Origin of the sequence: Streptomyces sp. NBC_00091, assembly GCF_026343185.1 — a bacterium.
GTDB lineage: Bacteria > Actinomycetota > Actinomycetes > Streptomycetales > Streptomycetaceae > Streptomyces.
The window spans coordinates 3,693,022-3,715,313 of sequence record NZ_JAPEMA010000001.1 but is presented as its reverse complement, the minus strand read 5'-3'; the positions used below and the strand labels follow the sequence as shown (position 1 = coordinate 3,715,313).

The following is a 22,292-nucleotide window of genomic DNA, read 5'->3' as shown; positions in this document are numbered from 1 at the left end:
CCCGCCCCACTGTCAGCCTGGAACTTCAGCGCCAGACACCCCCTTCTGACCTAGGAACCGCATGGGCAGCGTGAGCTGTTGGTGGCCGCGGGCCAGGGCTGTGGGTGGGGTGGGGCGCGGGGTGGTGAGGGTGAGGAGGGTGCGGAGGGCTGCGAGGACCTCCGTCGGGGTGTCGCGGATCATCGACGGGGTTGCGCTCACCACCAGGATGCCGTGGGACTCCAGGCGGAGGCGGCGGCGGAGGGTGGCCTGCCAGGCGTCGCGGGTGTAGTGGTACTCCGCCGAGTCGATCTCCAGGGCCACGCCCTCGTCGGGCCAGTAGGCGTCCGGGCTGGCCAGGAAGGTGCCGTCCGGGGTGTAGAGGCGGGCGTTCCACAGCGGGGTCGGGAGGTCGGTGCCGGTGAGGGCGTCGCGGGCGCGGGCTTCGGCGACCGAGCGGACCCCGGCCAGGAGTTCCGCCGCCGCCTCGCGGATGGCGGGGCGGCGCAGGAGGCGGGAGGCGCGGAGTTCGGCGTGGAGGTCCTGCGGGTGGCACCAGCCGGCCTGGACGACCTGGGCCAGGACGGAGCGGATCCGGTCGGGGTGCGCGTCGGGGCCGGTGCGGGCGGCGAAGTCGGCGGCGGCGCGCACCGGCCGGGCGCTGGGGACGCCGGAGACGGTGATGGTGCGCGGCCAGCGGGAGGTCGTCAGGGGCCGGACCTCCGGGGTCCCGGTGAGCCGTCGCGGCGCGCGGATCAGTACGTCGGCGGGGGTGGGCGGGGTGTCGCCGATGCCCAGGAGGGAGAGGGCTGCCGCGCCGGTGAGGGCGGCGGTCTCGCCGGACAGCGGGTCCGCCGTCGGCTCGGCGGCGTACAGGACGGCGGCCAGGGCCCGTTGGCGGTGGTCCGGGGGGCCGGTCTGGAGGAGGTACACCCGGGGCAGCAGGCGTTGCCAGGGGCCGCCCGAGCGGGTGCGGGAGGTGACGGTGGCGTCCGGGATCCCGGCTGTGGTGGTGAGTTGGTGGCGGGTGGCGAGGCCGAGCTGGCGGCGGGCCACTTTGGTCGTTCCGGGCGTGATCATGGCCCGGGTATGCCCGGGAGCGGGGGCCGGCTACCCCGGACGGCCGGGGTGGTCCGGGGCGAGGAAGACGACCACGCCCGTCTGCGTGCCGGGGAGCGCGGGTACTTCGTGCCAGCCGAGGCGCCGGTACGTGGCCACCGTGTCCGTGGCCAGCCTCGAGGTCAGCAGCCAGGCGCGCCGCTGCGGGGCGTCCTCGGTGATCTCGGCGAGCAGCGCCCGGCCGGTGCCGCGCCCGCGCGCGTAGGCCCGTACGGCGAGTTCGTCGATCTCCAGCGCCCCGACGAGCAGCTCCCGCACCCGCTCGGGGCCGAGCTGGGCGGCGACCTGGGGGTAGGCGCGGTGCTGCGGGAAGGGTGCCTGGGTCAGCCAGCCGGTGGCGAAGCCGTCGACGCCGGTCGCGGACTGGGCGAAGGCGATACGGAAGCCCTGACGCCGGACGTCCGTCTGCAGGCGGGTCGAGAACTGGCGAATGGTTTCTTCGCCTTCGTTCCAGGGCGGGGCGGAAAAGACGTCGGCGTAGACGTCGACCAGCTCGGCCTGGAGGTCGAGGACGGTACGTCCGTAAGAGATCACGGTGTCGACTCCCGGTGGCGGTGAGTTGGGTGGGTTTTCCCCTGGAAGACCGAATCTACGCCCATGAGGTTCCCTGACCCGGCGGGCCGCAGAAACGGCGAGTGTGCGACAAATCGCCTCCGCGTCGTCCGTGTCGCGCGCCGGGGTGGGGCGTTGAGCAACCCGTGAACACGGACAGACTGCTGCGGGCGGCGGGGCGGTGCGCGCTCGCCTTCCTCCTCGTCCTCGGGGTCGTCGCGCTGCTGCCGCGCGCGGTGCGGGAGGCGCTGCCGGACGCGGTGGTCGGCGGGGCGGTGCTCGTGCTCGGGGCGGTGGGGGTCCGGCGGGCGTCGAGAGGGCCGCGTTAGCCTCGTAGCGGCCGTCGGGGGCGCAGGACGTGGGGCGTTGAGGTGTCGGGGTTTGGCTTTGGCGCCGACTCGACGGTAGATCAGATCATCGGAAAGCAAGACCAACGAGGGAGTTCGACATGGTGCGGGTACCGAGTTCCGTGGTGGCGGCAGCCGGGCTGGTCGGCGGTTACGCCGTCGCCCGCTGGACCAAGAAGCGGCCGCTGGGCGGTGTCGTGCTCGGCGCCGCCGGGCTCGTCGCCGGCCGGGAGTGGCACCGACAGGGCGGCGTCCCGGCGGCGGCCGGGCTGGGGGCGCTGTACCTCGCCGGCTTCGCGGGGGCGCACCCGCTGGCCAAGAAGGTCGGCGCGTGGCCGGCCGTCGTCGGGGCGGCGGGGGTCGTGGCCGCCGCGTCCTGGGCTGTCGCCGACCGGGGCTGACCCTTCCCTCCCGGGTGGGTGCGGGGTCGACGGGGCCGGCCCCGTCGGCCCTGCGGCCATCCCGCTGCCCCTTCCCTCCCGGGGTGGGTGCCGGAGCCGCCCGCCGGGCGCCCGGCCGCCGGGGGTCGACCCCCGGCACCCCCGGTGGCTGCGGCCGTCCCGCTGCGCGGCCCTTCCCTCCCGGGTGGGTGCGAGGCCGGCCACGTCGGCCCTGTGGCCGTCCCGCTGCGCGGCGTTGCTCCCCGCCCCGCCCTTCCTCCGTTCCCTGGGGGCTCCGCCCCCAGACCCCCGCGCCTCAAACGCCGGCGAGGCTGAGGTGAGGCGGCCGCCGGACGCCGAGATCCGAGGAGCGCGTAGCGATCTGATGCGCTTGGGTGCTCCGCACAGCGCTCTGGTCGTCGCTTGGGGCAGGTAGAGCCGCCGCCGGCCCGGAATCACGGATACGCGGGCCCGGATGCCCGGCGGGCCAAGGCCCGGCCCCTCGCCTCATCGCTGACGGACCCGCCCCTCCCCTCCTGCCCCGTGACCGTTCCTTTGGGGGCTTCCCGGCAGTCCTTTGTCTTTCCGGGGCGGGACGGTCGGTCAAGGGTGGCCGAAGGCCATCGCGAAGCGACGCGACCGCAGGGAGCGCCCTTGACAGGCCGGCCCGAACCGGAAGGACGATGGGACTGACGGGAAACCCCCAAACCAGCCCTGAGACCGCCCAGCCCCTAGCCTCCCAGCGCCCGCGACACCGTGTAGATCAGCAGGCCCGCCAGGGCGCCCACCACCGTGCCGTTGATGCGGATGAACTGCAGGTCGCGGCCGATGTGGGCCTCGATCTTGCGGGAGGTGTGCTCGGCGTCCCAGGCCGCCACCGTGTCCGTGATCAGCGAGGTGATCTCCGTCCGGTAGGTGGTGACCACGTAGACCACCGCGCCCTCGATCCAGCCCTCCACCTTCCGCTGGAGGCGGCCGTCCGTGGCCAGCCGGGCGCCCAGCGACATCAGGGAGGACCGCACCCGCAGGCGCAGCTCGCTCCGCTCGTCCTCCGCCGCCGAGATGATCAACCTACGGATCGCGGACCAGGCCGACGCGATCACGTCCTGGATCTCGTCCCGCGCCAGTATCTCGGACTTCAGCCGCTCCACCCGCGCCCGCGTCTCGGTGTCCGACTGGAGGTCGCCCGCGAAGTCGCGCAGGAAACGGTCCACCGCCCCGCGCGCCGGATGCCCGGGCATGTCCCGCATCTCCGTGACGAAGCGCAGCAGCTCCTTGTACACGCGGTCGCCGATCTTGCGGTCGACGAAGCGCGGCGTCCAGCCGGGGGCGCCGCCCTGGACCGCGTCCATGACCGAGTCCCCGTGGGTGACCAGCCAGTCGTGGGCCTTGGCGCACACCAGGTCGACGGCGCGGTGGTGGCCCCCGTCGGCGACGACCCGTTCCAGGGTCTTGCCGATGCCCGGGGCGATCTCCGCCGCCTCCGCCCTCCGCGTGATCGCCTCGCCCACCACGGCCTGCACATCGGAGTCCCGCAGCACGGTCAGGGCCCCGCGCAGCGCCGTGGCCAGCTCCGCCGTGACCCGGTCGGCGTGCGCGGGCTCGGCCAGCCAGGCGCCGAGCCGCCCGCCGATGCCGAGCGCGTGGAGCCGGGCGCGCACCACGTCCGAGGAGAGGAAGTTCTCGCCGACGAACTCCCCGAGGGAGACGCCGAGCTGGTCCTTCTTGGTCGGGATGATCGCGGTGTGCGGGATCGGCAGGCCCAGCGGCCGCCGGAAGAGGGCGGTCACGGCGAACCAGTCCGCGAGCGCGCCGACCATGCCGGCCTCGGCCGCGGCGGCGACGTACCCGGACCAGCCGCCCGCGCCCCACGCGTTCTGGGCGCACTTGGCCAGTACGTAGACGACCGCGACCAGGATCAGCAGCCCCGTCGCGGTGGTCTTCATCCGGCGGACCCCGCGCCGCCGCTCCTCGTCCGCCGCGCTGAACACGAAAGCGCCCCGGGTGGGAGGCGGTGGTGACGGCGCCTCCGTACGGTCTTCCAGGCTGTCCACGCTGTTCACGTGCTGCTCCTGCCTTCCCCCATGGCCGGTTTTGTCTGCATAGCATCCGACTCCTGGGAGGCCCCGGGAGTTCCCGGCGCGCCGCTGAAGCCGCTCCGGCTACAGCTCCTTGCGCGGGGTCCCGCCGTCCAGCGGCTGCGATCCCTTCGGCTTCGAACCCTTCGGGGGCTTGACCTTGACCGCCACCCCGCCCCAGAAGGCGAGGCCGTTCACGATCACCCGCGGAGCGCCCGGCTCCGGCCGGACCTGGTCGCCGCTCTGGTCGAAGGCGCCCATGACGCCGACGCCCCGTACGTCGACCTCGACGCCCGGCGGGACCGTGATCTCGATGCCGCCCATGACGGCCACGCAGGTGATGACGACCTCGCGCTCCGCGAAGTCCGCCTCGCGCAGGTCCAGCTCACCGCCGCCCCAGAAGGCCACCGCGTTGAAGCGTGCGGGTACCGTCCAGCGGCCCTTGCGCTGGAACCCCGACATGACGGCGACCGCCGTGGCCGAGGTCCCCGTGCCGCCGATCCGGGCCGGCCAGGACGTGGAGGAGGTGGAGGAAGAGGACGGGACGGAGGCAGCAGAGACGGCCGCCGGCGGGAGCGCCGAGGGGTCCGCCGGAAGGTCGCGGGTCAGGGGTTCGAGCTCCGCGTACGTACGGGACTTGTACGCCGCCTCCAGCCGTTCCTCGAACTCCTCCATGTCGAGGCGGCCCTCGGCGACGGCGTCCCGCAGCCGGTCCACCACCCGCTCGCGGTCGGCATCCGACGCCCTCAACGCCGGCGCCTTCTCCAGCGGGGCCTTCTCCAGCGAGGTCTTCTCCGGCGAGGTCTCCGGCACCTGCTCCTCCGGCAACGGCTGCTCCGGCCGCTCGTCACTCATGTGGCCCACCCTATGCAGAGACAGGGCGCAGTTGAACGCCCCGCCCCGGGCACCACCCCGAGCCCGGACCCTGATTTCCCCCCTACCCGACCCCCTACCCGGCCCCCGACCTCGGCCCCGGCCCCCGACCTCGGCCCCGCCCCCCGCCTCACCCCCGCCCCGCGTACATCCGCGCGATCACGTCCTCGATGTCCGGATCCCGCACCGACAGGTCCAGCAGCGGGTACCGCGCCGCCACCGCCGCCACCAGCGGCGCCGCCGACTCCCCCGCCGGGAACGCCAGCCACTGCCGAGGCCCGTCCACCTTCACCACCCGCGCCCCCTCGACCTCGATCGGCGCGAGCTCCCGCTCCAGGTCCACCACCAGCGTCCGCTCCCCCTCCCCCTCCCCCATTGCGTGCAGCCCGCCCAGCGCCCCGTCGTACATCAGCCGCCCGTGGTCGATCACCATCACCCGCTCGCACAGCTGCTCGATGTCCTGGAGGTCGTGGGTGGTCAGCAGCACCGTGGTGCCGAGTTCCTCGTTCAACTGCCGCAGGAAGCCCCGTACCTTCACCTTGCTCACCACGTCCAGCCCGATCGTCGGCTCGTCCAGGTACAGCACCTCCGGATCGTGCAGCAGCGCCGCCGCGATGTCCCCGCGCATCCGCTGCCCCAGGGACAACTGCCGTACCGGTACGTCGAGCAGCTCGGCCAGGTCGAGACGGTCCACGCAGCGCTCCATGTTCTCCGCGAAGCGCGCCGCCGGGATCCGGTACATCCTGCGCATCAGCCCGTACGAGTCCTTCAGCGGCAGGTCCCACCACAGCGTGGTGCGCTGCCCGAACACCACCCCGATCCGGTGCGCGAGCCGCATCCGCTCCCGCGCCGGGTCGATGCCCGCCACCCGCAGCCGGCCGCCGCTCGGCGTCAGGATCCCGGTCAGCATCTTGATCGTGGTCGACTTCCCGGCACCGTTGGGCCCGATGTAGCCGACGACCTCGCCCCGCGCCACCTCGAAGCTGATCCCATCCACCGCCCTGACCTGGCGTTTCTCCCGGCGCATCAGCCCCACCCGACGCCGTACGTCGAAGACCTTCTCGACCCCGTCCAAGGAGATCAGAGCATCCACCACATCTAGCTCCCCGTGCTTCGGTACGAACGGACTCCCGCGCGCCACGCCAGCGACGCGGGCAGGAACACCGCGAAGGCCACCAGCGGGCTCAGGAACGCGGCCCACCCCGGCAGGCCCAGCGGGTCGGGCCGCCCCAGCACGTACAGCGCGGGCAGCCAGTTGACGAAGGCCAGCGGGACGACGAAGGTCACCCCGCGCAGCAGCTCCGTCGCGAACACCGTCGGCGGGTACTGGAGCATGGCGCAGCCCCCGTACGTGAAGGAGTTCTGCACCTCCGCCGCGTCCCCGGCGACGAACTGGAAGGCCGCGCCGGCCACCATCACCGCCCCGAAGATCCCCGCCCCGGCCACGATCATCACCGGCACCAGCAGCACCTTCGCGGCCGTCCAGTCCACGTCCAGCGCCGCCACCGCCCAGCCGAGCACCCCCAGCCCCTGGACGACCCGCCCCAGCCGGCGCAGCGCGAACCGGTCCGCCGCGACCTGCGCGAGCACCGGGACCGGGCGCACCAGCATGGTGTCGAGCGAGCCGTCGCGGATCCGTGCGCCGATCCGGTCGGTGTTGCCCAGGATCAGGTCCGCCAGCCCCAGGGAGGCCGAGCAGGACCCGTACAGCAGCGCGATCTCGGGAAGCGTGAACCCGCCCAGCACGTCGACGTGCGAGAACATGATGTAGACCGCGACGAAGTCGAGCAGCGAGATCGCCGCGTTCGCGAAGGTGGCCAGCAGGAACGACGTCCGGTAGGTCATCGTCGACCGGATCCACATCCGCACGATCAGCCCGTACCCGCGCAGCCCCTCGCGGACCCGGCCCCCGCGCCGCGTCAGAGCCCCCTCAGCCACCCTGGACCACCACCTTCCGCGTCGCCGCCGACTGCACCAGCCGGCCCGCGCCCAGCAGGACCACCGCCCAGCACACCTGGAGCCCCAGCGCCCGGGCGGCGTTCCCCGCCCCCGTGTGCGTCCCGAGCAGTACGTCCATCGGCAGCTGGAGCATCGCCGCCCACGGCAGCACCCGCACCAGGTCACCGAAGCCGCCGGGGAACACCGTCAGCGGGAGCAGCATCCCCGAGAAGAAGACGTTCACGACGTGGGCCATCATGTTGATCCCGGCGCCGTCCATCAGCCAGAACGCCGTCAGCCCCAGCAGGTAGCGCAGCGCGAAGCTGACCACCAGCCCGAGCGCCACCGACACCAGGAACAGCAGCCAGCGCAGCGGATCGGACGGCAACGCCAGCCGGAACGCCAGCGCCCCGGCCGCCAACGGCACCGCCCCGCGCCCCAGGAGCTGGAAGCCCGACCGGCCCAGGTCGGCGGCGAGCCACCACAGCTGGAGGTCCGCCGGGCGGTACAGGTCGACCGCGATGTCACCCGTACGGACGCGCTCCTGGAGCTCGTCCTGGAAGCCGCCCCCCAGGAGCGCGCCGGCCGCCAGCAGGGACTGGCTGACCCATACGAAGGTGAGGGCCTGTGCCTGGTCGTAGCCGCCGAGGCCAGGGCGCTCGTCCCACAGCGCGATGTACGTGTACGCGACGATGAACCCGAAGACGGTGTTGGTGAACACCCCCGCGGCGGTGGCCGTCCCGTAGGTGGCGTAGCGGCGGAATCCGCCGGCCGCGACGGCCAGGTAGAGCCGCACCGTATCCCTCCGTTTCCCACGTCGTTCCTACGTCGGCCAAAGCGCGCGAGCTTAGTACGGAGGGGCGAGCCACGCGACCGTTTTATGCCCGTCCGGCGCAGAATCACCGGCGATCGGGTAGACAGCATGAGGTAAAAATGTGGATATTTCCCACGGTCACAAGGAGTCCCGGAGATGAGCGACCAGTCACCACCACCGGGCTGGACCCCTCGTGACCCGGACACCCCGGAGCAACCGCCGTCGGGCCCACCCAAGACGGCGCACGGCAACCAGAACAGCAACGCCAAGGGCAGGCGCCCGCGCACCGGATGGCGCCGCTTCGTCCCCACCTGGCGCATGGTCCTCGGCGGCCTGCTGCTGCTCGCCCTGCTGCTCGGCGGCGCGCTCGTCGCCGGCTACCTGCTGGTCGACATCCCCCCGGCCAACGCGGCCGCCACCGCCCAGTCCAACGTCTACCTCTACGCCGACGGTTCCCAGCTCGCCCGCGACGGCGAGGTCAACCGCGTCAACGTCCCGCTGTCACAGATCCCCCTGGGCGTCCAGGAAGCCGTACTGGCCGCCGAGGACCGGGACTTCTACTCCGAACGGGCCGTGGACCCCAAGGCGATGATCCGCGCCGCCTGGAACACGGCGACCGGCAAGGGCACCCAGTCCGGTTCGACCATCACCCAGCAGTACGTCAAGAACTACTACCTGGGCCAGGAACAGACGATCAAACGGAAGGTCAAGGAGTTCTTCATCGCGATCAAACTCGGCCGCGAGAAGTCGAAGGACTACATCCTCGAGGGGTACCTGAACACCAGTTACTTCGGCCGCAACGCCTACGGCATCCAGGCCGCCTCCCAGGCCTACTACGGCAAGGACGTCGGCAAGCTCACCACGGCCGAGGGCGCCTACCTCGCCACCCTCCTCAACTCCCCCAGCGCCTTCGACGTCGTCTCCCACCCCCAGAGCCGCGACCGCGCCGTCGCCCGCTGGAACTACGTGCTCGACGGCATGGTGAAGAAGAAGTGGATGACCGCCGCGGAGCGCGCCGCCGTCGCCTTCCCCGAGCCCGGCAAGGTACGCACGGCCGCCGGCCTGTCCGGGCAGCGCGGCTACCTCGTCGAAGCCGTCAAGGACTACATCAGCGAGAACAAGATCCTCGACGACAAGACCCTCGCCGAGGGCGGCTACCGGATCACCACCACCATCGACAAGCGCCGCCAGGGCGCCTTCGTCGAAGCCGTCCAGAAGGAGATGGTCGACAAGCTCGACCCCGCGGCGCGCCCGGAGGACCGCCTGGTACGGGCCGGCGGGGTCTCCATCGACCCGGCCACCGGCAAGGTCGTCGCCCTCTACGGCGGCATCGACTACACCAAGCAGTACGTGAACAACGCGACCCGGCACGACTACCAGGTCGCCTCCACCTTCAAGCCGTTCGTCTTCGCCTCGGCCGTCCAGAACGACTCCCGCACCCAGGACGGCCGCCGGATCACCCCGAACACCCTCTACAACGGCGACAACAAGCGCCGCGTCGTCGGCACCCGGATCCCGTACAACCCGGAGAACGAGGGCCAGCAGTCGTACGGGAACATCACCGTCAACACCGCCACCGACCTCTCCGTCAACGCCGTCTTCGCCCAGATGGTCGTCGACGTCGGCACCGAGAAGGTCAAGCGGACCGCGATCGACCTCGGCATCCCCGAGAACACCCCGAACTTCGTCGTGGGCCCGGCCATGGCGCTCGGCACCATGCAGGCCAGCGTCCTGGACATGACCCAGGCCTACGCGACCCTGGCCGACCACGGCCGGCACACCCCGTACACCTTCCTGGAGAAGATCTCCAAGGACGGCGAGAACCTCACCCTCCCCGACCGCACCCCACGCCAGGCCGTCAGCCGGGAAGCCGCCGACACGACCACGTCCATGCTGGTCAGCGTCGTGGACAACGGCACCGGTACGGAGGCGCTCGCGGCCGGCCACCCGGCGGCCGGCAAGACGGGCACCGCCGAGCTGGACCGCTCGGCCTGGTTCGCGGCGTACACCCCGGACCTGGTCACGGTGGTCTCGATCATGGGCCAGGACCCGGACACGGGCACGCTCCAGTCCCTGTACGGGGCGCTGGGAGAGACCCGCGTGGGCGGCGGCGGCTACCCGGCGCGGATCTGGGCGGCCTACACGAAAGAGGCCCTCCAGGCCACGGACCCGGTGGACTTCGACCTGGAACTCCAGCCGGGCGCGGCTCAGCCCCCGCCCCCGCCCCCGGTACAGCCCAGCTTCCCGCAGCAGCCCGAGGGCAGCCGCCCGCCGTGGCAGCGGCCCGACCGGCCGACCCCGCCGGGCCCGCCCACCCCGCCGAACGGTGGCCAGACCAACGGCGGCCAGACCAACGGGGGCCAGACCACGGGCGGCGAAACCACCGGAGGCCAGACCACGGGCGGGCAGACGAACGGCGGCCAGACCACCGGAGGCGAGACGACCGGGGGCCAGACCACCGGAGGCGAAACCACCGGGGGCCAGACCACGGGCGGCCAGACCACCGGAGGCGAAACCACCGGAGACCAGACCACGGGCGGCGCCACCCAGGGCGGTACCACCCCCGGCCGGCGCCGCCCACCGGCCGAGTTCCTCGAATAGGCGCCGGGGTCAGTGGCCGGAGGTGGCCTTCAGCCCCACCACCGCGACCAGCAGCAGGCAGATGAAGAAGATCCGGGCGGCGGTGACGGGCTCCCCCAGCACCGCCATGCCGAGCACGGCCGCGCCGGCCGCGCCGATGCCCACCCAGACCCCGTACGCCGTACCGATGGGCAGGGTCTTGGCCGCGTAGGACAGCAGCACCATGCTGGCGACGATCCCGGCGCCGGTGAAGAGCGACGGCCACAGCCGGGTGAAGCCCTCGGTGAACTTCATGCCGATCGACCAGCCGACTTCGAGCAGACCGGCGAGGAGAAGAAGAACCCAGGCCATGACAGGCACCTCCGGGACGAGAACGGAACGGGGGTGCGTCGTCTTTGCGTCCTGCAACCCGGTACGGCGCGTCTCGTCGGGGGTTCCCCACCACCGTAGCAAAGGGAACGCAAAAGGGCCGGTGACCCCGGTCACCGGCCCTTTCCGCAGCTCATCACGTCAGAGCGTCAGAGGTACAGCCCCGTGGAGTCCTTCGACCCCTCCAGCCGCTCCGCGGCCACGGCGTGCAGGTCCCGCTCGCGCATCAGCACGTACGTCGCCCCCCGCACCTCGACCTCGGCGCGGTCCTCGGGGTCGTACAGGACGCGGTCGCCCGGCTCGATGCTCCGTACGTTCTGCCCGACCGCGACCACCTCGGCCCAGGCGAGGCGCTTGCCCACCGCGGCCGTCGCCGGAATCAGGATGCCGCCGCCCGAGCGCCGCTCGCCCTCGGGCGTGTCGGACTTCACGAGCACGCGGTCGTGGAGCATGCGGATGGGCAGCTTGTCGTGGGTGGTGTTCTCGCTCACGACCCGAACCTACCTGCCGCCGCCCGCCCTGTACGCCGGAGGGTGGTCACCGCTTGCGGCGCGCCGAGACCACGAGCAGCCCGACCACCCCGACCGCGAGCAGCGCGACCGGCACGATCCGCTCGACGCGCGGGGCGCCGTCCTCGTGGCGCAGGCCGTCCTTCAGGTCGGTGACGAGCCGGTTCACCGCGACGCAGGCCCGGCCGGCCGTGTGGTCCACCGTCGAGGCGACCCGGGCCTTCGCGTCCCCGATGATCGTCTTCGGGTGCATGCGCACGCCGATCTCGTCGAGCGTCTCGGCGAGCTGCTCGCGGCGGCGGACGATGTCCGCCTCGATCTGTGCGGGGGTCCTGGCTTCCGGCACCGCGCTGCCTCCGTCGTTGTGATCCGTGTGATCCGTCATGAACAGTCTGTCAGTGACGTCAGCTTAGGCTCATTCCGTACCGATCCCATTCCGAGGAGACTGTTGAGATGAGCGAGCGACTCCAGCCGGGCGACATCGCCCCCGCCTTCACCCTGCCCGACGCGGACGGCAACCAGGTCTCGCTTGCCGACCACAAGGGCCGCAAGGTGATCGTGTACTTCTACCCGGCGGCCCTGACCCCGGGCTGCACCAAGCAGGCCTGCGACTTCACCGACAACCTGGACGTCCTGGCCACGGCCGGCTACGACGTCATCGGCGTCTCCCCGGACAAGCCGGAGAAGCTCGCGAAGTTCCGCGAGCAGGAGCACCTGAAGGTCACCCTGGTCGGGGACCCGGAGAAGGAGACCCTGACGGCGTACGGCGCGTTCGGCGAGAAGAAGCTGTACGGCAAGACGGTCACCGGGGTCATCCGCTCCACGGTGGTCGTCGACGAGGAGGGCAAGGTCGAGCACGCCTTCTACAACGTCAAGGCGACCGGCCACGTAGCGAAGATCATCAAGGACCTCGCCATCTGACCCCCGCCCCACCCACACCACCCCACGGCCCGCACCTCCGGTGCGGGCCGTTCCGCTTATCGGACGAAATATCCCGTAACCGTCCGACTATCGACCCGTTACTCCGTACGAGGGCCGCACGGGCGGCCGGGAATGGAGAGCAATGACGGTCCGATACACGCGCGAGCTGCTGGAAGCCGCAGCTCGCGAGACGAACAACTGGGACGACGCCGTCCGATGGTGCGGCGGTACGCCGAGCAGCGGCAGCAGGCGCTATCTGCGCGCGAAGATGCGGGAAACCGGAATCGACTGTTCCCACTTCCCCACGAAATGGGCACGGCACACGGAAGAGCGACTCCGGGAGCTTGTAGCCGAGTCCATCTCCATCTCGGAGGTGGTCAGCCGCCTCGGCATCAGCAACGTCGGCGGCAACCAGGCGCACATCGCCCGGCGGATCTCGGCTCTTGGCATCGACACATCGCATTTCGTCACCACCCGGAGGCCTCGCCCCAAGGGGGCTCTGGGACCGACGCTCTCGCTCAGGGATCCGCAGGACGGCAGAGTCCCCGGCGAGCGCCTGCGGCGAGAGCTGCTGAAGGTCGGCGTTCCCGAGGAATGCGCCGAGTGCGGGGTCGGTCCGGAGTGGAACAACAGACCACTTCGGCACGAGGTCGATCACATCAACGGCGAGTGGTGGGACAACCGGCAGGAAAACCTTCGGATCCTGTGCCCCAACTGCCACGCGACCACGGACACGTACCGAGGCCGCAAGGCGAGGTGGGCCGCATGAGCCAGGTCAGGTACACCCGGGACCTGCTGAGCCGAACCGCGCCGCTGGCCACCAGCCTGGTCGACCTCATGAGACTTCTGGACGTCCCACTGCTGGCCGGCCCTCGCCGGTACGTGCGTGACAGGCTGGCTCACTACGGCATCGACACATCCCACTTCGCCGACGAGCCGCTTCCCGTCCGGGTCCGGCAGCGCTATACGGAGGAGCGGCTCCGCGAAGCGGCCGCCTGCTCGGACAGCATCACCGAGATGCTCGCCTACATGGGTGTCGAGCCGTACAACAGTGCCCACGTCCATATCGCCAAGCTCCTCGAACGGTTCGGGATAGACACGTCGCACTTCCCCGGTCGAGACGCTCCTTCGTCACGCCGCTTCTTCGTCCGCGAGGAGATCTCACCCGTGGTCGCCGACTCGAAGAGCATGGCGGGGGTCATGCGCGCGCTAGGCCACCACCCCTTCGACGGGGCCGCACGCGCCAAAGCCAGGCGGAGTATCGAGGAATACGGGCTGTCGACAGAGCACTTCACCGGCCAGGGACACACCATCGGCCGCCCCTCCCCTGCCCGCAAGTCACCGGAGGAGATCCTGACGCGACTCGAAGTCGGCTCCGCCCGTACGAAGACGGCGACGCTGCGCCGAGCCCTGGACGACCTCGGAGTGCCACACCAGTGCGCGGAGTGCGGTACGGGAGACAACTGGCGAGGCCGCCGGCTCGTCCTGGAGATCGATCACGTCAACGGCGACAGGCTCGACAACCGGCGGGAAAACCTCCGCTACCTCTGCCCTTCCTGCCACAGCCAGACGCCGACCTTCGCCAAACGATCAAGGCCGGCCATCCCTTCACAACGAGCCTTCGGAGACCAGTAAGGTAGTGAGCGCGGGTCCGTACCCCAGCTGGCCAAGAGGGCGCCGGTTTAGGTCCGGTGTGTCGTGGGTTCGAGTCCCACCGGGCCCACGGCAAACGGCCGGTCACCTCGTCACGAGGTGACCGGCCGTCGGCGTGCCCGGCGTCAGCCCAGCAGTTCCCGGACCACCGGGATCAGGGCGCGGAAGGCCTGGCCTCGGTGGGAGATGGCGTTCTTTTCCGCCGGGGTGAGTTCGGCGCAGGTGCGGGACTCGCCCAGGGGCTGGAGGATCGGGTCGTAGCCGAAGCCGCCGCCGCCCACCGGGGTGTGGCGCAGGGTGCCCAGGAGGCGGCCCTCGACGACGCGTTCGGTGCCGTCCGGGAGGGCCAGGGCGGCCGCGCAGAAGAAGTGGGCGCCGCGGTGCTCGGAGGGGATGTCCCCCAGCTGGGCCAGCAGGAGGTCCAGGTTGGCCCTGTCGTCGCCGTGGGCGCCGGCCCAGCGGGCCGAGAAGATGCCGGGGGCGCCGTTCAGGACGTCGACGCAGAGCCCGGAGTCGTCCGCGACGGCCGGCAGGCCGGTGGCGCGGGCCAGGGCGTGCGCCTTGAGGAGGGCGTTCTCGGCGAAGGTGACGCCGGTTTCCTTGACGTCCGGGATCTCGGGGTACGCGTCCGCGCCGACCAGCTCGTGGGGCAGGCCGGCGTCGGACAGGATCGCGCGGAGTTCGGTGACTTTGCCCGCGTTGCGGGTCGCGAGGATCAGGCGGGTCATGTCCCCCATTATCCCGGGGTGCAGACCTTGGAGATCTCCGCGGCGGCGTCGGCGACCGGCTTGACGTCGGGGGTGGTGTCCCCGTTGTCGACGGCGGTGCGGACGTTCTTGACGGCGGTGGTCATGGAGTCGACGGCCTTGCCGAGGTCGGCGTTGCCCGTCTGGTCCTTGATCTTCTTCAGGTTGGTGTCGATCTTGTCGAGCGCGTTCTGGGTGTCCTGGATGCTGTTGCCCGCGTTGGAGACGGCCTGCTGGAGGTCGTTCACGCTGTCCGCGATGGCGACGGCCGTGTTGGCGCAGTCCATGGCGGTGGAGATCGCGTCGCAGGAGGTCAGGGCCGGGACGGTGAGCGCGGCGGCCAGGGCCACGGCGGCGATGCGGAGCTTTGCCTTGGTCGCCGGCTTGTTCGGCGTGGTCGGCTCGGTCGGCTCGGTCGGCTTCATGGGTCCCCCAGGGCTCGGATACGTGGACGGGCGCGCGGCTCTGACACCGTGCGCCCGTACCTGCGTAGACGTGGGCTCGCGCCCGCCGGTTGCTACAGGGCCTCGAGGTCCAGCGCGCCGAGCTGGAGGGCTTCCAGGTCGGCGCAGCCGCCGGCGGCGAGGTCGAGGAGGGCGTTGAGTTCCTTGCGGTCGAAGGGCTCGCCCTCGGCGGTGCCCTGGACCTCGACGAAGCGGCCGTCGCCGGTGCAGACGACGTTCATGTCGGTCTCGGCGCGCACGTCCTCCTCGTAGCAGAGGTCGAGGAGGGGTTCGCCGTCGACGATGCCGACGCTGACGGCGGAGACGGTTCCGGTCAGCGGCTTGCGGCCGGCCTTGATGAGCTTCTTCTTCTGGCCCCAGGCGATGGCGTCGGCGAGGGCGACGTAGGCGCCGGTGATGGCGGCGGTGCGGGTGCCGCCGTCGGCCTGGAGGACGTCGCAGTCCAGGACGATGGTGTTCTCGCCGAGGGCCTTGTAGTCGATGACGGCGCGCAGCGAGCGCCCGATGAGGCGGGAGATCTCGTGGGTGCGGCCGCCGATCTTGCCGCGGACGGATTCGCGGTCGCCGCGGGTGTTGGTGGAGCGGGGCAGCATCGAGTATTCGGAGGTGACCCAGCCTTCGCCGCTGCCCTTGCGCCAGCGCGGGACGCCTTCGGTGAAGGAGGCGGTGCAGAAGACCTTGGTGTCTCCGAAGGAGATGAGGACGGAGCCCTCGGCGTGCTTGCTCCATCCGCGTTCGATGGTGACCGGGCGGAGCTGTTCGGGCGTGCGGCCGTCGATGCGAGACATGGCTGTGAGCCTAGTCGGTGCGGGGGTACGCGTGGACCCCGTCCGGTGTGCCCGGTACGGGGTCCTCGTAGTGCCGTGGTGAGCCGGTGGGCTCAGCTCACATCATGTCTTCGATCTCGCCGGCGATCGGGTCGGCGTCGGTGCCGATGACGACCTGGATGGCGGTGCCCATCTTGACGACGCCGTGGGCGCCGGCGGCCTTGAGGGCGACTTCGTCGACGAGGTCCGGGTTGGCGACCTCGGTGCGCAGGCGGGTGATGCAGCCCTCGACCTCTTCGATGTTGTCGATGCCGCCGAGCCCGGCGACGATCTTCTCAGCCTTGGTGGCCATGTGTTTCTCCCTGAGTGTGTCCGAAGAACGAGTGCCTGCGGCCGTGGGGCCGGTTACCCGCTGCGTCCGCTTTGTCACGGTAGCTCACGCAGCTCACGGTTGGCCTATCTACGCGAGCGCAGGCCGGGCGCCTGCCGAAGGATGACGATCAGCAGCAGCCTGCCCACAACTGGTCTACACCAGTGTGCCGCACGTACTGCGACTGCCAAAACGGGCCGGTCGAGGGAGGACGCGGATGAGCGCGAGCAGCGCCGCAGCAGTGCCACGGAAGCAGTGGTGGAACGGCCTGTTCCAGGGGTTGCAGAAGATGGGGCGCAGCCTTCAGCTGCCCATCGCCGTGCTGCCCGCCGCGGGCATCCTGAACCGGCTCGGGCAGCCGGACGTCTTCGGCAAGGACGGCCTGGACTGGAGCGCCGTCGCCCGGGTGATGGCCGGCGCGGGCGGGGCCCTGCTGGACGCCGACCTCGGCCTGCCGCTGCTGTTCTGCGTGGGCGTCGCGATCGGCATGGCCAAGAAGGCGGACGGCTCGACCGCGCTCGCGGCGGTGGCGGGGTTCCTCGTGTACCGGGGCGTGCTGCACGCCTTCCCCAAGGACTGCCCGCCGGGCACGAAGGACATCGGGGGCGGCTGCCTGACCCCGACGGACACCTTCGCCGGGTACGCGTACCAGAACCCGGGGGTCTTCGGCGGGATCGTCATGGGCCTGCTCACGGCCTGGTTCTGGCAGCGCTACCACCGGGTGAAGCTGGTGGACTGGCTGGGCTTCTTCAACGGCCGCCGGCTCGTCCCGATCATCATGTCGTTCGTCGCGATCGCCTTCGCCGCGCTGTGCCTGTGGATCTGGCCGCCGGTCGGTGACGCGCTGGAGAGCTTCTCCGACTGGCTGGTGGGTCTGGGCGCCTGGGGTGCGGGCATCTTCGGCGTCGCGAACCGCGCGCTGCTGGTGATCGGCCTGCACCAGTTCCTGAACGTGCCGGTGTGGTTCCAGTTCGGCACCTTCACCACACCGGAGGGCCAGGTCAAGCACGGCGACATCAACATGTTCCTGGCGGGCGACCCGGACGCCGGGCTGTTCCTGAGCGGGTTCTTCCCCATCATGATGTTCGCCCTGCCGGCGGCCGCACTGGCGATCGCGCACTGCGCGAAGCCGCAGCGGCGCAAGGAGGTCGGCGGGCTGATGCTGTCGGTGGGCCTGACCTCCTTCGTCACGGGCATCACGGAGCCGCTGGAGTACTCCTTCCTCTTCGTGGCGCCGGCGCTGTACGTGATCCACGCGGTGCTGACGGGTGTGTCGATGGCGGTGACCTGGGCGCTGGGCGTCCACGACGGGTTCAGCTTCTCCGCGGGCCTGATCGACTACGTCATCAACTGGGGCCTGGCGACCAAGCCCTGGCTGATCATCCCCATCGGGCTGTGCTTCGCCGTCGTGTACTACGCGGTCTTCCGCTTCGCGATCACCAGGTTCGACATCCCGACGCCGGGCCGGGAGTCGGACGAGGAGATCGCCGCGATGCAGGCCGAGAACACGAAGGCGTAACACCCACGCGTAACGCCAGGTAACACCAAGGCGCGGCAGCCCCGGGGCCTTCCGCCCCGGGCCCGACGGGCCCTCGGATCCTTCGATCCGGGGGCCCTTCGTCATGTGGTCCAGGCCACAGGAAAACGAAGGTTCCTTATCTAACCCCGACCGTGCTACAACTGGTCTACACCACCGAATGGTGTAGACCATGCGCCTGCCGAGCAGCTCGTGGTCCCCCTTTTCCGAGACGCCGCCACCCCCATTTTCCCCTGTCCCAGGCAGCGCCTTGTCCTCTGGAGGAACCCATGTCCACAGCGACCGCTGCGGAGAAGAAGAAGGGCGCTGGCGTGATGGCCGTCATGCAGCGCATCGGCCGGAGCCTCATGCTCCCCGTCGCGGTGCTGCCGGCCGCCGCACTCCTGGTCCGTCTCGGCGACAAGGACATGCTGGGCTCGGCCTCGATGCCGGAGTTCATCAACAAGATCGCCGGGTACATGGCTGCCGGCGGCGGCGCGATCCTGGACAACATGGCGCTGCTGTTCGCCGTGGGCATCGCGATCGGCTACGCGAAGAAGTCGGACGGCTCCACCGCCCTGGCCGCCGTCACGGGTTACCTGGTCTTCAAGAACGTCCTCGCCACGTTCACCGACTCCAACCTCCCGAAGATCGCCAAGGTGGTCGACGGCAAGGTCGCCATGGTCGACGCGCCCGTCGACGCCAAGGTGCTCGGCGGTGTCGTGATGGGCCTCGTGGTCGCCCTGATCTACCAGAAGTTCTTCCGTACCAAGCTGCCCGAGTGGGCGGGCTTCTTCGGCGGCCGCCGCCTGGTCCCGATCCTCTCGGCCTTCGCCGGCCTCGGCATCGGCATCGTCTTCGGTCTGATCTGGCCCGTACTCGGCACCGGTCTGCACAACTTCGGCGAGTGGCTGGTCGGCTCCGGCGCCGTCGGCGCGGGCATCTTCGGCGTCGCCAACCGCGGTCTGATCGCGGTCGGCATGCACCACCTGCTCAACTCCTTCCCGTGGTTCCAGGCCGGCGAGTACGACGGCAAGAGCGGCGACATCGCCCGCTTCCTGGCCGGCGACCCGAGCGCCGGACAGTTCATGACCGGCTTCTTCCCGATCATGATGTTCGCCCTGCCGGCCGCCTGCCTCGCGATCGTCCACTGCGCCCGCCCCGAGCGCCGCAAGGTCGTCGGCGGCATGATGTTCTCCCTCGCGCTGACCTCGTTCGTCACCGGTGTGACCGAGCCGATCGAGTTCACCTTCATGTTCATCGCGCCGGTGCTGTACGCGGTCCACGCGGTCCTGACCGGTGTGTCCATGGCCCTGACCTGGGCCCTCGGCATGAAGGACGGCTTCGGCTTCTCCGCCGGCGCCATCGACTACCTGCTGAACCTCGGCAAGGCGACGAACCCGGCCGGTCTGGCGCTGGTCGGCCTGTGCTTCGCGGCCCTCTACTACGTGATCTTCCGCTTCGCGATCACCAAGTGGAACCTCCCGACGCCGGGCCGCGAGTCCGACGAGGAGCTCGCCGAGCTGGCGAAGGCCGAGGCCAAGTAGGCCTTCCCGCGGCCGTACGACGAAGCCCCCGCTCTCCCGGAAGGGAGGGCGGGGGCTTCGTCGCGTTCCGGCGTGTTCGGGGAGGTCAGACCTCGTACACGGCGCCCGCGTACGCGAGGTCGACCCGGCCGTCGTAGACCGCGCGGGCGTCCGCCAGGTTCTGCTCCGCGTCCGTCCACGGCGGGATGTGCGTCAGCACGAGCCGTCCGACCCGGCCGCCGCGCGCGTACTCGCCCGCCTCGCGGCCGTTGAGGTGCAGGTCGGGGATGTCCTCCTTGCCGTGCGTGAAGGAGGCCTCGCACAGGAAGAGGTCCGCCCCCTCCGCCAGCATCCCCAGCTCGGGGCAGACCCCGGTGTCACCCGAGTACGCCAGCACCCGCCCCTCGTGCTCGACGCGGATGCCGTACGACTCGACCGGGTGGCAGACCTTCTCCGTACGGACCGTGAACGGGCCGATCTCGAAGCTGCCGGACTTCAGGGTGCGGAAGTCGAAGACCTCGCTCATCGAGCGCTCGTCGGGGACGTCCTCGTACGCCGTGGTCAGGCGCTGCTCGGTGCCCTCCGGGCCGTAGACCGGGATGGTTCCGCAGCGGCCGCCCTCGTGCCGGTAGTAGCGGGCCACGAAGTACGCGCACATGTCGATGCAGTGGTCGGCGTGCAGGTGGCTCAGGAAGATCGCGTCGAGGTCGTAGAGACCGCAGTGGCGCTGGAGGGAGCCGAGGGAGCCGTTGCCCATGTCGAGGAGCAGCCGGAAGCCGTCGGCCTCGACGAGATAGCTCGAACATGCCGAATCCGCGGCCGGGAAGGACCCCGAACAGCCGACGACGGTGAGCTTCATGGAGCGTGAACCTCCGGGGACGGTCCGTGGACGGAATGCGGGCCGTGCGTGCGTCGAGCGTAAGGCGCGAAACCTCCGGTCGCTCCTCCGCGGCAGGCCGTTGTGGGGGGAATCACCTGTGGTGTCACCCAGGGGAGCGACGAGGGGCACAGGCGTTGCCGCGCCGGGGGCCGCGCGCGCGGCTACGGTCGGAATATGGACACGTCGTGGTGGCCCGCCGTACTGGCGGCGCTCGCCGTGACGGTGGTGGTGCTGCTCCCCCGGCGGGCCACGACGGTGGTGGCGGCGCCCCCGCCGCACGGGCTGGGGCCGCCGCCGCGGGTGCGGCCCGGAGAGCTGTGGTGCCTGGCGGACGGCCGGCCGTGCCTGGTGCTGGCGGTACGGACGCACCGGGAGCGGGCGCGGGTGGCGTGGATCACCGGGAAGTACGACGACCGGCGGGCCGGGGTGATCCCGCTGCCGCCGGGGGTGGTCGGCACCCAGGGGCGGGCCGGCTTCCTGGAGGCGGACCGGCCGGAGGAGGTGTCGCTGTGGGAGTTCCGCACGCGGGTGGGGACGCTGGACCCGACGCTGTGGGACGAGGCCAAGGGGCTGGGGGGCGGTGGGGGGTGACCGCATTGTCCGACGCGCCGCCCGCACGGCCCGGCCGCGAGCGGCGCGTCAAAAAGGGCGGCCTCAGGCCCAGAGCTGGCCCTGGAGGACTTCGATGGCTTCTTCCGTCGTCGCCGCCGTGTAGACGCCCGTCGACAGGTACTTCCAGCCCCCGTCGGCCACGACGAAGACGATGTCGGCGGATTCCCCGGCGGCCACCGCCTTGCGGCCCACTCCGATCGCCGCGTGCAGCGCCGCGCCCGTGGAGACGCCCGCGAAGATGCCCTCCTGCTGGAGGAGTTCGCGGGTGCGGGTCACGGCGTCGGCCGAGCCCACCGAGAAGCGGGTGGTGAGCACGGAGGCGTCGTACAGCTCGGGGACGAAGCCCTCGTCGAGGTTGCGCAGGCCGTAGACGAGGTCGTCGTACCGCGGCTCGGCGGCCACGATCTTCACCCCGGGCACGTGCTCGCGCAGGTAGCGGCCGACGCCCATGAGGGTGCCCGTCGTGCCCAGGCCCGCCACGAAGTGGGTGATCGACGGGAGGTCGGCGAGGATCTCGGGGCCCGTGGTGGCGTAGTGGGCGCCCGCGTTGTCCGGGTTGCCGTACTGGTAGAGCATCACCCAGGAGGGGTTCTGCTCCGCCAGTTCCTTCGCCACCCTCACCGCGGTGTTCGAACCGCCCGCGGCCGGCGACGAGACGATCTCGGCTCCCCACATCGCGAGAAGGTCGCGGCGCTCCTGCGAGGTGTTCTCCGGCATCACGCACACGATCCGGTAGCCCTTGAGCTTCGCGGCCATCGCGAGCGAGATGCCCGTGTTGCCGGAGGTGGGTTCCAGGATGGTGCAGCCGGGGAACAGGCGGCCGTCCTTCTCCGCCTGCTCGACCATGTGGAGCGCCGGGCGGTCCTTGATCGAGCCGGTCGGGTTGCGGTCCTCCAGCTTCGCCCAGATCCGGACGTCCGCCGAGGGGGACAGCCTCGGCAGGCGTACCAGCGGGGTGTTGCCGACCGCCGCGAGCGGGGAGTCGTAGCGCATTACTTCGAGCCGCCGGCCACGGCCGGGAGGATGGTGACGCTGTCGCCGTCCTTGAGGGCGGTGGAGATGCCGTCGAGGAAGCGGACGTCCTCGTCGTTGAGGTAGACGTTCACGAAGCGGCGCAGCTGGCCACCGTCGACGATGCGCTCCTGGATGCCCTTGTGGCGGGTCTCCAGGTCCGAGAACAGCTCGGAGAGGGTGGCGCCTTCGCCCTTCACGGCCTTCTCGCCGTCGGTGTAGGTGCGGAGGATGGTGGGGATGCGGACCTCGATGGCCATGGCAGCAGGCTCCAGTGTCGTAAAGGGG

At 71.0% G+C, this 22,292-nt stretch carries 26 protein-coding genes, 1 tRNA gene and 1 riboswitch; of the genes, 10 read left to right on the top strand and 17 right to left on the bottom strand.

Features of this window, described 5'->3' with window-relative positions; all coding sequences use genetic code 11:
* Window positions 1-12 precede the first annotated feature (12 nt).
* Window positions 13-1,059, bottom strand: coding sequence for a hypothetical protein (locus tag OOK34_RS17135; protein WP_267034737.1), 1,047 nt, complete (start codon window positions 1,057-1,059; stop codon window positions 13-15).
* 30 nt (window positions 1,060-1,089) lie between these two features.
* On the bottom strand, window positions 1,090-1,632 hold the full coding sequence (locus OOK34_RS17130) for an N-acetyltransferase (RefSeq protein WP_267034736.1): 543 nt from the start codon (window positions 1,630-1,632) through the stop codon (window positions 1,090-1,092).
* A 164-nt stretch (window positions 1,633-1,796) separates the two neighbouring features.
* Here OOK34_RS17130 and OOK34_RS17125 point away from each other — a divergent pair, with 164 nt between their 5' ends.
* Both OOK34_RS17125 and OOK34_RS17120 read left to right on the top strand, forming a co-directional pair.
* On the top strand, window positions 1,797-1,979 hold the full coding sequence (locus OOK34_RS17125; RefSeq protein ID WP_164720782.1) for a hypothetical protein: 183 nt from the start codon (window positions 1,797-1,799) through the stop codon (window positions 1,977-1,979).
* A 119-nt stretch (window positions 1,980-2,098) separates the two neighbouring features.
* Entirely contained in the window at window positions 2,099-2,398 is a 300-nt protein-coding gene (locus OOK34_RS17120) for a hypothetical protein (protein ID WP_267034735.1), read from the top strand.
* A 710-nt stretch (window positions 2,399-3,108) separates the two neighbouring features.
* Here the strand turns inward: OOK34_RS17120 and OOK34_RS17115 are convergent.
* From OOK34_RS17115 to OOK34_RS17095, 5 genes are all read right to left on the bottom strand, one after another.
* Window positions 3,109-4,431, bottom strand: a complete 1,323-nt coding sequence (locus tag OOK34_RS17115) for a DUF445 domain-containing protein (protein WP_267036780.1) — start codon at window positions 4,429-4,431, stop codon at window positions 3,109-3,111.
* Between the two features lie 108 nt (window positions 4,432-4,539).
* Window positions 4,540-5,310: a DUF1707 domain-containing protein gene (locus OOK34_RS17110; RefSeq protein ID WP_267034734.1), complete on the bottom strand. Its 771-nt coding sequence runs from the start codon at window positions 5,308-5,310 to the stop codon at window positions 4,540-4,542.
* Window positions 5,311-5,458: 148 nt separating this feature from the next.
* On the bottom strand, window positions 5,459-6,421 hold the full coding sequence (locus tag OOK34_RS17105) for an ATP-binding cassette domain-containing protein (protein ID WP_267034733.1): 963 nt from the start codon (window positions 6,419-6,421) through the stop codon (window positions 5,459-5,461).
* A gap of 5 nt (window positions 6,422-6,426) precedes the next feature.
* Window positions 6,427-7,266, bottom strand: coding sequence for an ABC transporter permease (locus OOK34_RS17100; RefSeq protein ID WP_267034732.1), 840 nt, complete (start codon window positions 7,264-7,266; stop codon window positions 6,427-6,429).
* The gene (locus OOK34_RS17095) at window positions 7,259-8,062 is read right to left on the bottom strand and encodes an ABC-2 family transporter protein (protein WP_267034731.1); all 804 of its coding nucleotides are present in this window, start codon (window positions 8,060-8,062) and stop codon (window positions 7,259-7,261) included. Before OOK34_RS17095 ends, OOK34_RS17100 begins: the two co-directional genes overlap by 8 nt.
* A 336-nt stretch (window positions 8,063-8,398) precedes the next feature.
* On the opposite strand from OOK34_RS17095, the gene OOK34_RS17090 reads away from it, so the two are divergent.
* Window positions 8,399-10,681, top strand: coding sequence for a transglycosylase domain-containing protein (locus OOK34_RS17090; RefSeq protein WP_267036779.1), 2,283 nt, complete (start codon window positions 8,399-8,401; stop codon window positions 10,679-10,681).
* Window positions 10,682-10,690: 9 nt separating this feature from the next.
* Here the strand turns inward: OOK34_RS17090 and OOK34_RS17085 are convergent, their stop codons facing one another.
* The 3 genes from OOK34_RS17085 to OOK34_RS17075 all read right to left on the bottom strand — a co-directional run bounded on the left by OOK34_RS17085 (window position 10,691) and on the right by OOK34_RS17075 (window position 11,884).
* The gene (locus tag OOK34_RS17085) at window positions 10,691-11,011 is read right to left on the bottom strand and encodes a multidrug efflux SMR transporter (RefSeq protein WP_267034730.1); all 321 of its coding nucleotides are present in this window, start codon (window positions 11,009-11,011) and stop codon (window positions 10,691-10,693) included.
* A gap of 32 nt (window positions 11,012-11,043) precedes the next feature.
* Window positions 11,044-11,123, bottom strand: a riboswitch (guanidine-III (ykkC-III) riboswitch).
* 55 nt (window positions 11,124-11,178) lie between these two features.
* Entirely contained in the window at window positions 11,179-11,520 is a 342-nt protein-coding gene (locus tag OOK34_RS17080) for a co-chaperone GroES (RefSeq protein ID WP_267034729.1), read from the bottom strand.
* Window positions 11,521-11,566: 46 nt separating this feature from the next.
* A complete protein-coding gene (locus OOK34_RS17075) occupies window positions 11,567-11,884 on the bottom strand; it encodes a DUF3618 domain-containing protein (protein ID WP_267036778.1) in 318 nt (105 codons plus the stop codon).
* 107 nt (window positions 11,885-11,991) lie between these two features.
* Here OOK34_RS17075 and bcp point away from each other — a divergent pair, with 107 nt between their 5' ends.
* From bcp to OOK34_RS17055, 4 genes are all read left to right on the top strand, one after another.
* Complete coding sequence (gene bcp / locus OOK34_RS17070; protein WP_267034728.1) at window positions 11,992-12,459, top strand: thioredoxin-dependent thiol peroxidase; 468 nt, start codon at window positions 11,992-11,994, stop codon at window positions 12,457-12,459.
* A 142-nt stretch (window positions 12,460-12,601) separates the two neighbouring features.
* Entirely contained in the window at window positions 12,602-13,228 is a 627-nt protein-coding gene (locus tag OOK34_RS17065) for an HNH endonuclease (RefSeq protein WP_267034727.1), read from the top strand.
* Window positions 13,225-14,094, top strand: a complete 870-nt coding sequence (locus tag OOK34_RS17060) for an HNH endonuclease signature motif containing protein (protein WP_267034726.1) — start codon at window positions 13,225-13,227, stop codon at window positions 14,092-14,094. The genes OOK34_RS17065 and OOK34_RS17060 overlap by 4 nt, the downstream gene beginning before the upstream one ends.
* Window positions 14,095-14,106: 12 nt before the next feature.
* A tRNA-Leu gene (locus tag OOK34_RS17055) sits at window positions 14,107-14,182 on the top strand.
* Between the two features lie 55 nt (window positions 14,183-14,237).
* Here the strand turns inward: OOK34_RS17055 and rdgB are convergent.
* The 4 genes from rdgB to OOK34_RS17035 form a co-directional block, all read right to left on the bottom strand.
* The gene (rdgB, locus tag OOK34_RS17050; protein WP_267034725.1) at window positions 14,238-14,840 is read right to left on the bottom strand and encodes an RdgB/HAM1 family non-canonical purine NTP pyrophosphatase; all 603 of its coding nucleotides are present in this window, start codon (window positions 14,838-14,840) and stop codon (window positions 14,238-14,240) included.
* Window positions 14,841-14,848: 8 nt separating this feature from the next.
* Window positions 14,849-15,283 carry a hypothetical protein gene (locus tag OOK34_RS17045; RefSeq protein ID WP_267034724.1) on the bottom strand — a complete coding sequence of 145 codons (435 nt, stop codon included), beginning with the start codon at window positions 15,281-15,283 and terminating at the stop codon, window positions 14,849-14,851.
* Window positions 15,284-15,375: 92 nt separating this feature from the next.
* Window positions 15,376-16,110 (bottom strand): ribonuclease PH, encoded by a 735-nt coding sequence (rph, locus tag OOK34_RS17040; RefSeq protein ID WP_267034723.1) that lies wholly within the window; start codon window positions 16,108-16,110, stop codon window positions 15,376-15,378.
* A gap of 97 nt (window positions 16,111-16,207) precedes the next feature.
* Entirely contained in the window at window positions 16,208-16,519 is a 312-nt protein-coding gene (locus tag OOK34_RS17035; protein ID WP_267034722.1) for a PTS glucose/sucrose transporter subunit IIB, read from the bottom strand.
* Window positions 16,520-16,676: 157 nt separating this feature from the next.
* Here OOK34_RS17035 and OOK34_RS17030 point away from each other — a divergent pair, with 157 nt between their 5' ends.
* Together OOK34_RS17030 and OOK34_RS17025 are read left to right on the top strand one after the other, a co-directional pair.
* Window positions 16,677-17,978 (top strand): PTS transporter subunit EIIC, encoded by a 1,302-nt coding sequence (locus tag OOK34_RS17030; RefSeq protein ID WP_267034721.1) that lies wholly within the window; start codon window positions 16,677-16,679, stop codon window positions 17,976-17,978.
* A gap of 287 nt (window positions 17,979-18,265) precedes the next feature.
* Complete coding sequence (locus OOK34_RS17025; protein ID WP_267034720.1) at window positions 18,266-19,522, top strand: PTS transporter subunit EIIC; 1,257 nt, start codon at window positions 18,266-18,268, stop codon at window positions 19,520-19,522.
* 85 nt (window positions 19,523-19,607) lie between these two features.
* Here OOK34_RS17025 and OOK34_RS17020 read toward each other — a convergent pair whose 3' ends face one another.
* A complete protein-coding gene (locus tag OOK34_RS17020; protein WP_267034719.1) occupies window positions 19,608-20,360 on the bottom strand; it encodes an MBL fold metallo-hydrolase in 753 nt (250 codons plus the stop codon).
* Window positions 20,361-20,555: 195 nt separating this feature from the next.
* On the opposite strand from OOK34_RS17020, the gene OOK34_RS17015 reads away from it, so the two are divergent.
* Window positions 20,556-20,972, top strand: coding sequence for a hypothetical protein (locus tag OOK34_RS17015; protein ID WP_267034718.1), 417 nt, complete (start codon window positions 20,556-20,558; stop codon window positions 20,970-20,972).
* 63 nt (window positions 20,973-21,035) lie between these two features.
* Here the strand turns inward: OOK34_RS17015 and OOK34_RS17010 are convergent, their stop codons facing one another.
* Both OOK34_RS17010 and OOK34_RS17005 read right to left on the bottom strand, forming a co-directional pair.
* On the bottom strand, window positions 21,036-21,986 hold the full coding sequence (locus OOK34_RS17010) for a PLP-dependent cysteine synthase family protein (protein WP_267034717.1): 951 nt from the start codon (window positions 21,984-21,986) through the stop codon (window positions 21,036-21,038).
* Entirely contained in the window at window positions 21,986-22,264 is a 279-nt protein-coding gene (locus OOK34_RS17005; RefSeq protein WP_267034716.1) for a MoaD/ThiS family protein, read from the bottom strand. The genes OOK34_RS17010 and OOK34_RS17005 overlap by 1 nt, the downstream gene beginning before the upstream one ends.
* Between the last annotated feature and the right edge of the window lie 28 nt (window positions 22,265-22,292).

What these genes read in the sequence shown, in the direction of transcription:
- OOK34_RS17135 (WP_267034737.1), bottom strand. Translation starts at nt 1,059, where the DNA reads ATGATCACGCCCGGAACGACCAAAGTGGCCCGCCGCCAGCTCGGCCTC.
- OOK34_RS17120 (WP_267034735.1), top strand. Translation starts at nt 2,099, where the DNA reads ATGGTGCGGGTACCGAGTTCCGTGGTGGCGGCAGCCGGGCTGGTCGGC.
- OOK34_RS17110 (WP_267034734.1), bottom strand. Translation starts at nt 5,310, where the DNA reads ATGAGTGACGAGCGGCCGGAGCAGCCGTTGCCGGAGGAGCAGGTGCCG.
- OOK34_RS17090 (WP_267036779.1), top strand. Translation starts at nt 8,399, where the DNA reads ATGGTCCTCGGCGGCCTGCTGCTGCTCGCCCTGCTGCTCGGCGGCGCG.
- OOK34_RS17085 (WP_267034730.1), bottom strand. Translation starts at nt 11,011, where the DNA reads ATGGCCTGGGTTCTTCTTCTCCTCGCCGGTCTGCTCGAAGTCGGCTGG.
- bcp (WP_267034728.1), top strand. Translation starts at nt 11,992, where the DNA reads ATGAGCGAGCGACTCCAGCCGGGCGACATCGCCCCCGCCTTCACCCTG.
- OOK34_RS17065 (WP_267034727.1), top strand. Translation starts at nt 12,602, where the DNA reads ATGACGGTCCGATACACGCGCGAGCTGCTGGAAGCCGCAGCTCGCGAG.
- OOK34_RS17060 (WP_267034726.1), top strand. Translation starts at nt 13,225, where the DNA reads ATGAGCCAGGTCAGGTACACCCGGGACCTGCTGAGCCGAACCGCGCCG.
- rdgB (WP_267034725.1), bottom strand. Translation starts at nt 14,840, where the DNA reads ATGACCCGCCTGATCCTCGCGACCCGCAACGCGGGCAAAGTCACCGAA.
- OOK34_RS17045 (WP_267034724.1), bottom strand. Translation starts at nt 15,283, where the DNA reads ATGAAGCCGACCGAGCCGACCGAGCCGACCACGCCGAACAAGCCGGCG.
- rph (WP_267034723.1), bottom strand. Translation starts at nt 16,110, where the DNA reads ATGTCTCGCATCGACGGCCGCACGCCCGAACAGCTCCGCCCGGTCACC.
- OOK34_RS17030 (WP_267034721.1), top strand. Translation starts at nt 16,677, where the DNA reads ATGAGCGCGAGCAGCGCCGCAGCAGTGCCACGGAAGCAGTGGTGGAAC.
- OOK34_RS17025 (WP_267034720.1), top strand. Translation starts at nt 18,266, where the DNA reads ATGTCCACAGCGACCGCTGCGGAGAAGAAGAAGGGCGCTGGCGTGATG.
- OOK34_RS17020 (WP_267034719.1), bottom strand. Translation starts at nt 20,360, where the DNA reads ATGAAGCTCACCGTCGTCGGCTGTTCGGGGTCCTTCCCGGCCGCGGAT.
- OOK34_RS17015 (WP_267034718.1), top strand. Translation starts at nt 20,556, where the DNA reads ATGGACACGTCGTGGTGGCCCGCCGTACTGGCGGCGCTCGCCGTGACG.
- OOK34_RS17010 (WP_267034717.1), bottom strand. Translation starts at nt 21,986, where the DNA reads ATGCGCTACGACTCCCCGCTCGCGGCGGTCGGCAACACCCCGCTGGTA.
- OOK34_RS17005 (WP_267034716.1), bottom strand. Translation starts at nt 22,264, where the DNA reads ATGGCCATCGAGGTCCGCATCCCCACCATCCTCCGCACCTACACCGAC.